The sequence below is a fragment of the Chryseobacterium sp. CY350 genome (assembly GCF_027945075.1).
In the GTDB taxonomy this organism is placed as follows: Bacteria; Bacteroidota; Bacteroidia; order Flavobacteriales; family Weeksellaceae; genus Chryseobacterium.
Map to the genome: position 1 here is coordinate 1,212,517 of NZ_CP116034.1, position 13,430 is coordinate 1,225,946.

The 13,430-nt window shown below is 33.4% G+C and carries 18 protein-coding genes; 2 read left to right on the forward strand and 16 right to left on the reverse strand.

What is annotated here, in order from left to right; translation table 11 throughout:
• The first annotated feature begins 366 nt into the window (after positions 1-366).
• Entirely contained in the window at positions 367-1,044 is a 678-nt protein-coding gene (locus tag PGH12_RS05525) for a DUF4197 family protein (RefSeq protein WP_267597122.1), read from the forward strand.
• A 37-nt stretch (positions 1,045-1,081) separates the two neighbouring features.
• Positions 1,082-1,387, forward strand: a complete 306-nt coding sequence (locus PGH12_RS05530) for a DUF493 family protein (RefSeq protein WP_267597123.1) — start codon at positions 1,082-1,084, stop codon at positions 1,385-1,387.
• A gap of 49 nt (positions 1,388-1,436) precedes the next feature.
• Here the strand turns inward: PGH12_RS05530 and PGH12_RS05535 are convergent, their stop codons facing one another.
• The 16 genes from PGH12_RS05535 to PGH12_RS05610 form a co-directional block, all read right to left on the reverse strand.
• Complete coding sequence (locus PGH12_RS05535; protein ID WP_267597124.1) at positions 1,437-1,787, reverse strand: ArsC/Spx/MgsR family protein; 351 nt, start codon at positions 1,785-1,787, stop codon at positions 1,437-1,439.
• An 80-nt stretch (positions 1,788-1,867) separates the two neighbouring features.
• Positions 1,868-2,482: a deoxynucleoside kinase gene (locus PGH12_RS05540; protein ID WP_267597125.1), complete on the reverse strand. Its 615-nt coding sequence runs from the start codon at positions 2,480-2,482 to the stop codon at positions 1,868-1,870.
• Between the two features lie 36 nt (positions 2,483-2,518).
• On the reverse strand, positions 2,519-3,382 hold the full coding sequence (locus PGH12_RS05545; RefSeq protein WP_267597126.1) for a hypothetical protein: 864 nt from the start codon (positions 3,380-3,382) through the stop codon (positions 2,519-2,521).
• 43 nt (positions 3,383-3,425) lie between these two features.
• Entirely contained in the window at positions 3,426-4,103 is a 678-nt protein-coding gene (locus PGH12_RS05550) for a TlpA family protein disulfide reductase (protein ID WP_267597127.1), read from the reverse strand.
• Positions 4,104-4,146: 43 nt separating this feature from the next.
• Positions 4,147-5,175 (reverse strand): glutaminyl-peptide cyclotransferase, encoded by a 1,029-nt coding sequence (locus PGH12_RS05555; protein WP_267597128.1) that lies wholly within the window; start codon positions 5,173-5,175, stop codon positions 4,147-4,149.
• Between the two features lie 25 nt (positions 5,176-5,200).
• A complete protein-coding gene (locus PGH12_RS05560; protein WP_267597130.1) occupies positions 5,201-6,223 on the reverse strand; it encodes a glutaminyl-peptide cyclotransferase in 1,023 nt (340 codons plus the stop codon).
• A gap of 38 nt (positions 6,224-6,261) precedes the next feature.
• Positions 6,262-6,645 (reverse strand): VOC family protein, encoded by a 384-nt coding sequence (locus PGH12_RS05565; RefSeq protein ID WP_267597131.1) that lies wholly within the window; start codon positions 6,643-6,645, stop codon positions 6,262-6,264.
• On the reverse strand, positions 6,645-7,070 hold the full coding sequence (locus PGH12_RS05570) for an SRPBCC family protein (RefSeq protein WP_267597132.1): 426 nt from the start codon (positions 7,068-7,070) through the stop codon (positions 6,645-6,647). Before PGH12_RS05570 ends, PGH12_RS05565 begins: the two co-directional genes overlap by 1 nt.
• Positions 7,071-7,094: 24 nt before the next feature.
• On the reverse strand, positions 7,095-8,783 hold the full coding sequence (locus PGH12_RS05575; protein WP_267597134.1) for a Na+/H+ antiporter: 1,689 nt from the start codon (positions 8,781-8,783) through the stop codon (positions 7,095-7,097).
• Positions 8,784-8,828: 45 nt separating this feature from the next.
• Positions 8,829-9,833, reverse strand: coding sequence for a bestrophin family protein (locus tag PGH12_RS05580; RefSeq protein ID WP_267597135.1), 1,005 nt, complete (start codon positions 9,831-9,833; stop codon positions 8,829-8,831).
• A 37-nt stretch (positions 9,834-9,870) separates the two neighbouring features.
• Complete coding sequence (locus tag PGH12_RS05585) at positions 9,871-10,545, reverse strand: DUF2490 domain-containing protein (RefSeq protein WP_267597136.1); 675 nt, start codon at positions 10,543-10,545, stop codon at positions 9,871-9,873.
• 114 nt (positions 10,546-10,659) lie between these two features.
• Positions 10,660-11,052: a DUF1398 domain-containing protein gene (locus PGH12_RS05590; RefSeq protein ID WP_267597137.1), complete on the reverse strand. Its 393-nt coding sequence runs from the start codon at positions 11,050-11,052 to the stop codon at positions 10,660-10,662.
• 104 nt (positions 11,053-11,156) lie between these two features.
• A complete protein-coding gene (locus tag PGH12_RS05595) occupies positions 11,157-11,606 on the reverse strand; it encodes a VOC family protein (RefSeq protein WP_267597138.1) in 450 nt (149 codons plus the stop codon).
• A gap of 58 nt (positions 11,607-11,664) precedes the next feature.
• The gene (locus PGH12_RS05600) at positions 11,665-12,036 is read right to left on the reverse strand and encodes a VOC family protein (protein WP_267597140.1); all 372 of its coding nucleotides are present in this window, start codon (positions 12,034-12,036) and stop codon (positions 11,665-11,667) included.
• Between the two features lie 158 nt (positions 12,037-12,194).
• A complete protein-coding gene (locus PGH12_RS05605; RefSeq protein ID WP_267597141.1) occupies positions 12,195-12,665 on the reverse strand; it encodes a hypothetical protein in 471 nt (156 codons plus the stop codon).
• 221 nt (positions 12,666-12,886) lie between these two features.
• A complete protein-coding gene (locus PGH12_RS05610; protein WP_267597142.1) occupies positions 12,887-13,342 on the reverse strand; it encodes a DUF1569 domain-containing protein in 456 nt (151 codons plus the stop codon).
• Positions 13,343-13,430: the final 88 nt, after the last annotated feature.

A 13,430-nucleotide genomic window follows, 5' to 3' on the forward strand; every position in this document is an offset into this window, starting at 1 on the left:
GACGTTGCTCAAAAATATGAAAAATATCAAATGATGTTAATATTCGTTAAACATTTTAAAATTAGGACTTTATATTGTAAAATCTCTTAATATAATTGATATTTTAATAAATTTAGATTCTTAAAACTTTATTATAAATGAATATTTCACAATGAAGCAAAGACCATTTTATCGCTGAATTTAACCAAAACTTAACATTAACATCTCATATTTTCCAAAATACAGAATTAAATAAAATTTTAACATTATGAATCTACAAAGCTCATTTTCCAAACACATATTTTTAATCTCAAGTGCCAATTTTTGTTAAACATATATTTGTTTTTACCTTTGGTGCAGTATTTGACAATGTTAAAAAAATTGAAAATGAAAAAATATATTATAGCCATTGCATTAGTTTTCGGAACAGGAGCAGTAATAACTTCCACTCTGCAGTCTTGTTCTAGTATTGCTACTTCAGATTTAGGTTTAGCAGTGATCAAAAGAGTATTATTGGGCGGCATCAATAAAGGAATGAATATCTACGGTAATAAAGAAGCATTTTTGCAAAACAATCTTGTTGACAAGGCTTTACCGAAACAGCTACGAGATATTAACTCCACTTTAGAAAAAATTGCTCCTTCTTTGGTTGCCAAAGAGAGAGAGTATATTGCAGATGCGGCTGTATATACTGTCAATATCTCAAGACCGATTCTTGAAAGCGCAGTCAATAGCTTAAATGCTCAGGATGTTTCAAGAATTATTCAGGGCGAAAAAGGAACAGCTACATTAATTCTGAAAGAAAAAACATCTCAACAACTTGTTGCGGCAATCGCACCTAGAGTAGAGCAAGAGCTTAACAAATATGGTATCGTAAAAACGATCAATACAGCATTATCCGGCAGCAATCTTTTAGGAAGTTTGCTAGGTGGAAGCAAAAGCAATGTAAACGCAGGCGGATTAAGCATGCTGGCTTCTGAGCAAATTGTTGATGGATTATTCAATATTATTGAAGATCACGAAAAGCAAAACTCGGCATCTCTGCTGGGACCACTTGGAAAATAATTAAATTTTCATTATATTTATATAAATAAGAACAATAATGGACATATTACAAGGAAATCAGCATGCGAATCCTGAAGATTTTTATATTTCACTAAAGGAGAAACTGGAAGGTCATCACGACTTTCCTGAAGATTATCTTTTTAAATTTATAATTCCTACTGATGAGGCAAAACTTACCGAGATTTACAGAGTTTTTGATGGTATAAAGTTTACATTAGGGAACCGCGAAAGCAAAAATGGAAAATACACAGCATGCAATATTAATGCTTTTGTGCTTGATGCAGATCAGGTCGTTAAGATTTACAAAGAAGTAGCAAAAATAGAAGATGTTATCCTACTATAAACGTAGAAAGTCAGCAATTTAGCTGACTTTTTTTTATTTTGGAATACAATTAATGCTCTATAAAAAACTTTACATTTTCCACCGGCCTGCCGAGCATTGCTACGGAACCTTTAATCAGGATCGGCCTTTGTATTAAAGAAGGGTTTTCTGATAAAATCTGTAACCATTCTTCTTCCGAAAAATCTTTTCCGGCGTACTTATCCAGATAGAGTTTTTCTTCTTTTCGAATAATGTGAAAAACATCTTGGTTAAGCTTTTTTAAGACGGTTTTCAGCTCTAAAATACTCAATGGATCTTCCACAATGTTGATGATTTCAAACGGCACTCCATTCTCATCCAGATATTCTAATACCGCGTTTGATTTTGAACAATTTCCGTTATGAAGAACTTTTACCAACATTTTTATACTTTATTTAATTCCCTTGGTTTAAAACAAATTTAGCACCAAATTTTGTAATACTTTTTTTTCACTACAATAGTTTAAAACAAACCATTGAGTTCAGTCTCAATTTTTTCTAAAATAACACCAAAATCCTCAGGTTTCTCCACAAAATCAAGATCATCGACTTCAATGATGAGAAGTTTTCCTTCCGTATAATTGGTGATCCACTTCTCGTATTTTTGATTGAGCTTAGAAAGATATTCGATACTGATAGAAGCTTCATATTCCCTTCCTCTCTTATAAATTTTCTTTACCAGATTCGGAACATCAGATTTAAGATAAATAAGAAGATCCGGAGCCGAGACGAAAGTTTTCATAAGATCAAAAAGTGACGCATAATTAGTAAAATCACGATCCGAAAGAAGTTTCATATCATTAAGATTTTCGGCAAAAATATGCGCATCTTCATAAATTGTACGATCCTGAATAATATTTTTTCCGCTGTCTCTGATCTCTTTTACCTGTCGAAACCTGCTTCCCAGAAAGTAGATCTGGAGTGCAAAACTCCATTTGCTCATGTCTGCATAAAAATCTTCGAGGTAAGGATTATGATCTACATCTTCGAACTGCGCATCCCAACCGTAATGTTTTGCCAGCATCGTGGTCAAAGTCGTTTTTCCTGCTCCAATATTTCCGGTCACTGCAATATGCATATTCGTATGTATGTATTATATTTAAAATTATCCCGTCTAGAAACCCAAATCCTGAATTTCCTCCAAAAGTTTAATAACATCAGGTGTTTCAGATTTCTCTTTCATCAATTCTTCTACCGTTTTTTCGGTGTCGTTTTTACGACTCTCAATCACAGGATCAATTTTAGAATCTGTGCTGTTTTCGAAGTTGTAAAGATAAAGTTTGTTGCCCTTGATTTCAAAATAAGCAAGCGAGTTTTTTTCCACAATCTGTACATCGGGATCTTGAAAAATTTTGATCAGCTCTTTCTCAGGAATATATTTGAAAATTGAATTTTTAGATACCACCAAAATAAATTCGTTTTCTCTCCGCAGCCGTTTTGCGTTTTCAACCGGAGCTTCATAAAGTTTTTCAAATTTCAGATTATACACTCTGAATTGATTTTTCGTTAAAATATAAACCTTATTTTCAAAAACCAAAAGATCAATCAAATCATCAAAACTGGCATCAAAAGGATAAGAATTGATTGTAGTATCATTTCTAAAATTGTATTGCAGAAGCCGTTTTGTACTTTCATCAAGCAACCATACCTGTTGCAAATCTTCTGCGTACGCATGCTTAATATAAGTGAATTTTTGTTTAAAATCTAATTTCTGAATTTCATTTAAATTTTGATCAACAAATTTCATTTCCTGAGCATTTTCAGAAAAAAGCGCGATACTCAAAGGATTTTGCACGCCCTGGACTTTAAAAGGAACTGTAAACATGAGCTTACCAAGCTGCTTACCTAGAGAATCGTACTTGGTGAAACTGAAATCTTTATTTTTATACAGATAAATATTTCCGTAGTCATCAGCAAACAGATCTCTCACCTCTTTGATTTTCAACGTATCAAAAGGGAGAATTCTCTGTGCGGACAAAGAACAGAAAATAAAAATGAATAATAATTGTAAGATCTTCAAATTAATGATTGATAACTCTGTTTAAGATTTCTTTAGTATACTTTTGGCTTTCCTGATTTTGGTAATTTACAAATTTAATAAAGTTACCGTCTTTATCTAAAATCAAACTGACAGGATATGACATGATTTCCATTTTATCTAAAAGCTTTTTCTGATCAGTCAAATGAATAAAATTAAAAGCAGTTCTATTGAGAAAGTTTTTAACTTTATTTACATCATCAAAAGTTAACGCTACAAAATTTACTTTTCCAATATATTCGGACTGAAGCTTATTCAGATCAGGTATTTCTTCAATACAGGGACTGCAGTTTACGTACCAGCAATTGATAAAATAAGGTTTTGAATGATCAATCTTTTTATTACTTTTAATTTCTTTTAAAGCTGTAAAATCGACTTTATTTTTAAAAGTTTTTTCGAAAAAAACATCCTCATCAAAATATATTCTGGTACTGTTTTTCTTAGCATTGTGAACTTTCAATCTAGGTAAAAAAATCTCAATTCCGTTGTCAGTATAGCTAAACACTATTTCTTCACTTAGTGTATATTCACTAGAAATACTGTCTTTAAAATTTTGATATTTTGTTTCTTCAAACTGAGTACCATTGATCAAAAAAAACTTTTTCTGCGAAAACACTAAAGTCGCAATCATCAAAAAACCAAGGCACAATATATATTTCAACAAATTATTTTAAATGTAAATATAGATTAATAATTTAATAGTTTTACAAAATTTCAACTTCATAGATTTTTGCCCAATTCTTTCCAGTTATAACCATATTTTCACCTTTAAAGGCGATTCCGTTTAAAACATTTTCGGGATTATTTTGAGCATTGTCTTCGGTAATCCTTGTAAAATCAAATTTTCCTACCGTTTCTCCAGTTTCGGGATTGATTTTTAGAATAGTTGGCCGATGCCAAAGATTTGAATAAATAAAACCGTTATGAAATTCTAACTCATTGACCTGATTATATACTTCTCTGTTTCCACCGACAAAAATTGTTTTGATAACTTTTGAAGGATTATCGAGATCCAAATAAAAGAGCCTGTTTGTACCGTCGCTTGCAATAAGATTTTTCCCGTCGAAAGTGAGACCCCAACCTTCATTCATTTCATTAGGGAGAGGGAATTCAGCTATTTTTTTTAAAGTTTTTTTATCGTATACAAATCCTATTTTACTCTGATAAGTAAGCTGAAAAATTTTGTTTCCTGCAATCGCACAGCCTTCAGAAAAAATCCCTTCAGCTTGTTTTTCAGTAAGTAAAGGCTTTATTTCACCTAATTTATATTTGATCAATTGTGAAGAACCGTTCAGCCCATCGCTTTCATAAATGATACTGTCTTCCATCAGAAATCCCTCTACAAAATTATCTTGATTGTGAGGATATTCTGCTGAGATTTTATAAGAAAGATTTTGCTCGGGATCTTTTGTAAAAACATTAATGGTAGCATCCTGATTTAATACTTCACCACTTTTAGTTTTGATGATGAAAGTGACCTTATTTTCTCCAAAAGTAAAAAATTGATTATTGATATTCAGACTCTGAGTTTCTTTATCACCAAAGCTAATTGCAATACTTTCCGCGTGATCTTTCACGTCTTCCGGTAAAATTAATTGATCTCCGAAGTGATAACCTTTTTGCTCCATAAAATTGTTGTAATCTGCCAGAGAACTAAGAATTTCCTGATCATTTTTACAAGAAATCAATAACAAAAAAACCGAAGCAAAACCAATAATGAAGGATTTCTTCATTTAAATATATTTAAAATTGAAAAAATTACTTAATGACAATTTCATATATTTTTGACCAGTTTTTACCCGTGATCACCATGTTGTCACCTTTAAAAGCAATCCCGTTCAATACATCGTCACTTCCTTTTGTATTTTCTTTTGCAATATTGGTAAAGTCAAATTTCCCGACCACTTCCCCGTTTGCAGGATTTATTTTGAGTACAATTGGTTTTTGCCAAACATTGGCATAAATAAAGCCTTTGTAAAATTCGAGCTCATTCAACTGATCGTAAATTTCAGAATTTCCGGCGACAGAAATATATCTTACAACTTTCGAAGGATCGCTTGCATTGAGGAAATAAAGATTTTTTGTTCCGTCTGAAGCAATTAAATTTTTACCGTCATAAGTAAGTCCCCATCCTTCTCCCATCACATCCGGATAGGGAAATTCTGACAATAAACTTAAAGAATTTTTGTCGTAAACAAATCCTTTTTTATTCTGCCATGTTAACTGATAAATTTTGTCGCCAACGATTGCGCTTCCTTCAGAAAAAATGTCTTCAGCTTGTTTTGTAGAAGCAATTGGCGTGGTATCTCCAAGGTTATACTTCAAAATTTGAGAAGAGCCTTTTTGCCCGTCACTTTCATAGATTGTATTTCCTTCAATCTGAAAACCCTGAACGAAATTCGCAGGATTATGAGGATATTCTGCTACAACTTCATAATTGATATTCCTTACCGGAATTTTGGTAAAAACATTGATCGTAGCATCCTGATATAAAGTTTCGCCGCCTTTCGTTTTAATATTAAATGTAACGGCATTATCTCCCAGTGTAAAATATTTTGAATCTACAACAAGACTAGACGTTTCTTTGTCTCCGAAACTAATCGATATGCTTTCTGCATTTTCTAAAACATCTTTGGGAAGATCAAGTTTATCACCAAAATGATATCCTTTGATTTCCATAGAATTGTTGTAGTCGGCTAGAGAATTAAGTATTTTTTCGTCACTATTACAAGACACGAACAAAAGAAGTGCTGCAAAACCTGTTATTATTTTATTTTTCATTATTATTTTCTAAAATATTTCCCCAAAAATAGCAAAATTTATTCCTCCTTACTAATTTCGGATATAGGTTGCCCAAATTGCAGTATATAACCATTGTTGTCGTAAATTGAAAATTCTCTCATTCCCCAATCTGAAGTTTCGATTTTGGTACAGATTTTTGTGATCGTTTTCAGGTCTTGCCAAAGATCATCCACATCATTTACATTGAAATAAAAGGAGCCAGAAAAACTGATTTTATTAAATTTTTCGTTCTCACTTGGCTTCGAAATCATAATTTTCACACGATCTTTTTGTAAGAAAGCCCACTTTTTTTCAGAATTTGCGTCAATTAGCGAAAATTTTAGAATATGAATATAAAAACCAACGGTTTCCTCAAAATTCTGAGTCCAAAATACCGGAAATGAGGAATTAAATTCTGCCATTAGTTTTCCATGTAAAGTTTTAGGCTTTGTCCCACAATCTCATTCCATCCCTTAGTAAAACTTTCTTCTGAAAAGCCTTCTCCCAAATCTTTAAGATTTTCTGTCCCCTCGTGTGTTAATGAGACTTTAGTTCCGCCTTCATCATTTTCGAGTTCCCAGGTAACTATGGTTTTTTGATCTGAAAATAGAGGATAAAACCACGTATGTTTCAGCTTCTGATTTTCAATAATTTCCAGAATTTCGATTCGGTGCAGATATTTTTTTTCTTCCCCTGGTTCATAAAAGTCAAATGATTTTCCGACCACAGCTTCAAAATCAGCGATATTAAAATACCATGACGGTATTTCATTTTTATCTGTCAGGGCTTTCCAGACTTTTTCTATCGGTGCTTTGATCTTTTTTGTAATGACAATCGGCGTTTTCATGTTTAATTTTACTTTAAATAACCGTTAGCTGTGAGCAAATCCTGTAATTTTAGCTTCATCAAAATCTAGCTGCATCTCGATTGTTCTCATCACATGATCATCAAAAATTTTCTCACGCTTCATTCTGTGAAGTTCATTTCTTTGAGCCTGAATAAGTTGTCTGATGACATCTTTATTTTCGTTCATTGCAGTAACATAGTCGCCTGTAGATGCCATACATTGAGATTTATCCTGCATCATCAGCATTTCGTTTTCCAGTCTTCGTTTCTGATGTCGAACCATACTATTTGTTTCCGTTAATTCAGAAAAATCAGATTCCAACTTATTTAATGCGGTTTCTTTCAGCTTTTTCATCAAAATAACTTCCTGCTTTTCTTCCGGCAAATCGCTTCCGGCATCATTGACTTTTAAAAATTTTAAAATTGGAGCAAGCATTAATCCTTGTCCGACTAAAGTTATCAAAATAATCACAAAAGTCACAAACAAAATAATATTTCGATGCGGAAAAGCTTCTCCATTGGGTAAAAATGCAGGAATGGAAAGTGCTGCAGCCAATGAAACCACGCCTCGCATCGCTGCAAAACTGATTATAAAAGGTTCTCGCCAGTCAGGCTTCGGATTTTCGGCTCGTAACTTTTTAGATAAAAACCAAGGAAAATACATGATAGAATAGCTATAAAATAACCTCGTGAAAATAATAGCTCCACCAATAACGACACTGTAGAAAATACCCTCAGAAATAGTATAATCTTTCATTGCAGCCACCACAACAGGCAATTCTAAGCCAATCAGTATGAAAATTATGGTATTCATGACGAAGATCAGCACACTCCAGACATTACCTGATTGTATTCTGGAGGTATGACTCAAATAACAATGAGAGTTGTAAGACATAAGTAAACCGCCTGCAACTACTGCCAGAACGCCGGAAAAATGAAAATGCTCTGCACCCACATACATAATATAAGGCACGATGAGCGTAATTACCGTATCAATGTTTGAATTAGAAGGAATCATTCTCAAAAAGAAACCAAAAAGCAAACCTGCAGCAACACCGACTGCAATTCCGCCAACTGCCATGCTGAAAAAATCACCAATTGCATTTCTCCAGATAAACTGCCCGGAAATCACTGCGGCTAAAGCAAATTTAAATACAATTAAACTCGAAGCATCATTTATTAAACTTTCGCCCTCCAAAATACTTGTTATTTTTTTCGGAATTTTCATGTGCTTCAACACTGAGGTTGCGGCAACAGCATCCGGCGGAGAATTGACGCCACCCAACAGAAATCCCATTGCGACGGTAAGCCCCGGAATTATTGATGAAGAAAGGTAAGCAACGACAATCGAAGTCAGAAAAACCAACCCAAAAGCCATTGAGAAAATCTGCTTTCTCCACTTGTGAAAGTCCTGCCATGATGTAAACCATGCTGCCTCAAATAAAATCGGAGGTAGGAAAATAAGGAAAACCAGATCCGGCTCTATCTCAATATGTGGCATTCCCGGAACCAGACTGATGATCAATCCTGCAATTACGAGAAAGATCGGATAAGCTACTTTAAGCTTTTGCCCGATCATTACCAATATCATCACAGACAGCAAAACTGCAATAGATATAATGACGTAGGTGTGAATCATATTATTTTGTTTTTTAATGGTTTTCAGGTAACGATTGAAGCATTTTTTAGTTTTAATATTGTCAATGTGAAACATTTTGACTTTAATTAAACCTCTTTTCTAACTACCGCATCTTATATTTTAAAGTACAATATTATTTTTCGGGGTAATAGCAGCCGGAAGGTCAGTTTCATCCAGCATATCTCTCATGTCAATTTCTATTGTTCGGCTGATCTGAGTGATCGGAACATCATTCGGGCTTCCTTCAAACGGATTTACAGACGCTTCACCCACACTGTCTAAGGTGTGAAAACACCACGTGACCAATAAAGAAAACGGAATATTAAACCACAAAGTATAATCTGCCAATGCCGTTCCCTCTCCCATTTTATCAAACTCCCTGATTAATCCGAATGGAACGAAAACGATAAATATATGCAGAAGATAGGTTGTGATCGAAGAAAAATTTCTTGGGTAAGGAAAGTTTTTGATACGTTCTGCTTTCCCCTGATCATCGGTAAATTTCACCAATTGTTGATTGATCTGCGTCCACTGAAAATCATTAATTTCATTGTTAGCATAAGCTTCAGACAAATCTTTGCTCTGCAAAGCCATCAATTGTGTGGCGCGGTTTTTTTTACCTAAAACATATTGTAATTCGTCTTGCGAAAGATATTTTTCCAACTCAGCATCAACAGTAGAAAGTCTCTCGGGAATATCATATTTCTGTGCATATTCTTTAAACTGTGCCGTACTCATGTTTTCCCAATTTCGGGATTCACGAAGCTGAAAACGAAGTGCCGTCAACCAAGCATAATGACGTCTAAACATCAATTTTACTTTATCTGAATTTTTCTCTGATAAAGAATCTCTCAGAATATATCCGAAACTACGGCTGTCATTAATGATCGCCCCATAGATCTGTCTCGCCTCCCAAAGTCTGCTGTAACTCGCATTATTTTTGAAGCCGACAATGAAAGCAACTGCTGTACCCATGATCGCAATCGGCTGCCATGGAAATGAAACGAAAACAAATCCCAAATAATAAAGAACGGTAGGAATTGTTGACATAATTAATAAAATGTACAGACTTCTTCGCGTCCACATCATAAATTCTATCGGCCCGAATCTTTTTCCTGAATGCATTTTTTTAGTTTTTAGTCATTAGTTTTTTAATGTTGGATCAATTTCTCGTAAACGGAATATTGTTGTAAAATCCTATCTGTATTTGTCCGCGGTTTTTATTTTCCTGAATCTGATTCATGTAACCCGCTTCAATTCTCATATTTTTATTGATAACGAAACCTAAAGCACCAAACACTCTGTTTCTGTCGAAAACCGGACTGTCAAGATTTAGAAAAATCTCGTTGTAAGCTGAAAGATACAATGTTTTTGGAAGCATTTCTTTATTGGTAATCGGAATATTAAATCCTAAATAATAACGGAATCTCATCCGGAAATCATCCTGAAGAAAACGTTCTTCAAGTCGGTACCGGTGCTGAAGATTGAAACGTCCAAATTTTTGCTTTGTAATAAACTGCTGGAAAACACGGTGCTCTATATTTTCTCTTTTTTCACCGTTCAAATAGGGCTGACTGAGAATAAAACCGTAACCTACTAAAACATTATTGTTGTTTTCAGTAAGATCATAACCAATTCCGGTACGTATGAGAAGCTGCTCAAGATCTCCGATTCCATCAAAATTACGGTACTGAATTTCATTATGGAAATTAAGTTTTTTACTGATTTTATTGTTTCCAAAATACATATACCATGCACCAAGATCACTTTTCTGGGCATATGTTGGTAAAGAAAAACTGATCAATATTATAAAAATAAAGTGCCTGAAAATTCTCATAAACTATTTCTTTATTACTATTATCTATCGCAAGTAACAAAATTAATACTTTAAATCAATAATAGCAAATAAAAAATGTTAATGCAAATTTTCAGGCAATGATTCAGTGACCGTTTAAGCTGGAACTTTTTCTTCCAATATATCAATATCTTTCATGTCAAAATAAGTACAGGTCATTTCAGCTAAATCCATTCTCCAGCCTTTCACGCCATTTTCAGCGCAGTCTTTGCAAAAGGTCGGATAATCTGTACCGCCTTGTTGGTGAAGATGTAGTTTTAATTTAAATTCATCAAGATTCGAACTCTCTGAAATAGATAATGTTTCATACTTACTTCCCGTATTTGCAGAGTTCTTCTCAGAATCAAAATATTCTGTATTACCATCTTTTACGTACGCGATGTAATGAGAAACGCCGAGATTTTTTATTGCCTGAATGTACTTTGGGAAATCTGCACCACTTTTTACTTTCTGATGTTCTGATTTAATTTCTTCAATTGTGAATTTCATTTGTCTTTTTTTGTGAGGGTTTAAATAATTTTTCCTGAATTTTATTTAAATAATAAACGACAAACAAATCTGCCGGTTATTATTAATTGTATCCGTATATTTAATTATGGATGTTGCTGCATCTTAGAAGGATCGTCGTAATTGACCATCCAGTTGATGCCGAATTTATCGGTTAACATCCCGAAATAAGCGCCCCAAAATGTATCTGCAAGAGGCATTGTAACTTGCCCTCCGTGCGATAAACCATTAAATAATTTGTCTGCTTCATCTTTAGAATCTGCATTGATGGAGACTGAAAAATTGTTCCCGATTTTTAGGTTTGAGGCCCATTCTCCTCCGGTATCACTTCCCATCAAAACAGTTTCTTTTGAGATCGGAAGTGTGACGTGCATAATTTTGTCTTTGTCTTCCTGCGAAAGTTCTTTTCCTTCCTGCGGAGGCATTTCGCCAAAAGTTCCCATGTAAGGAAATTCGCCGCCAAAGACTGATTTGTAAAATTCGAATGCCTCTCTGCACTCGCCGTTGAATGTTAAATAAACATTTACTGTTGCCATAATTTTAATTTAAATTTTTGTGTTTATCGTTAAAAAAATCACTAATAATTCAGGCTAATCATCTGTGTTGATCAATCAGAATCATATTTCCGTCGGGATCTTTCAAAAAAATATGTTCCGGTCCTGAAGTTTTCTCATCGGCTTCCTTTTCGAGTGTAATTTGATTTTCCTTTAAATGACTCTGAATTGTCCGTACATCATCAAAGGTGTCCAGATTTTGAGCATTTTCGTCCCATCCGGGATTGAAAGTGAGCATATTTCCGTCAAACATTGCCTGAAAAAGTCCGATTAAAGTGGTTCCGTTTTTCATGATAAGATAATTGTTATCTAAACTTCCACCCATTTCACTGAAACCTAATTTTTCGTAAAAATCTTTAGATTTCAATAAATCTTTAACACTTAAACTAATGGAAAATGCGCCTAGTTTCATCTTTATTTTTTTTAAGTTAGATAGTTTTTTTTAAACCAATAATATTAAATAAGATTAATCGCTTTTAATCATAAATTTTACAAAAAGCCAGCGAAGATTCTTTTTTAATTATTTGTAAATCATTAATGATAATCGAATATTTCTGATTTTTTAACGTCTTATTGATTAAGTAATTTAGTTTTAAAATCTAAAGTATTGTCATAGCTTTTCCAGTTACCAAACAGCTCAATATAAGGGTTTTCTATTTTTTCGGTCTTTTTATTCCAATTAAATGTATAAATAAATTTGCCTGAAAATACGCCGGAATGTTTACCTTTATTTTCTTCAGCTAATTCATAATCGCCATATACCACACTTCTTTTTTTTCCGTCTTTATATTTGGTAATGATTAATTTACCTTCGTATTTAGATTTGTTTTTATCTATAATCGTATATCCTGAGACAAAATATTCCTGATCATTTTTCCTGTTCTGTTCAGAAATTTCAATTTGAAGTTTTATCGTCTGATTTTCGTTGCCAATTGTACCGATGTATGGCTTTGAATTATTCGTCCAGACATTGGCGATATTTGGCATTTGAGCCCATGCAAAATTGGAAATCAGAATTAGAAGAAGTAAAAGCTTTTTCATTATTTGTTTGTGTTTATTTAAATATTACATCGTAATTTTTACAAAAATTTGAGAGTCAAATGTAAGATTCTTTCCTTTTTATGAAAATAAATAGATTGATTGCTAACATTACCTTCAGCAGTTTTGTTATTCATCCTCATGACTAAGAAGATTGATTGAAGTCCGCTTTAAGTGAAATCAATACCATCGTTTTTCAATCCAAAAAACTATGGATTACAATTTTAAACTCCGAACTGAGACAAGTGATGGTTCAGATGTTTTGCAAACATATTGTTCCATTCATCAGATTTTAATTTCCCAAATGAAAAAGATTCTTTCTCATGAAAAGCTGATGCACCCAATTGCTGAGTTTTTTGAATAAAACCGATGAGTCTTTTCTTCTCATCGTCGAAATTTTTCCTGCCTGTGATGACAAACTGAGGTGCCGTAGGAGAATCTCGCGGATACGCTTTTTCACCAACCACTTTAGGTTTTACAAATCTCTTTAAAATAAATTTTGCGATCGCTCCCGGTTTTTTGTGCTTTTCAGGTTCGTAAATCATTTCGTAAGTGATACAGCAATGCGCCAACATTTGATCTACCGTCATTCTGCCCCACAAACCGTGTGTATCTTCTACTAAATTATTTATTCTATTGATGTAATTCTGAGCGTCTTTCGCATCAAATACGTTTTCCATAGCTTGTTAAATTGTATAGAAACAAATATAATATTATTTCGGATGATTTAAAAAATTGTTTTCAATCATAAATTGTGAAATATCCGAT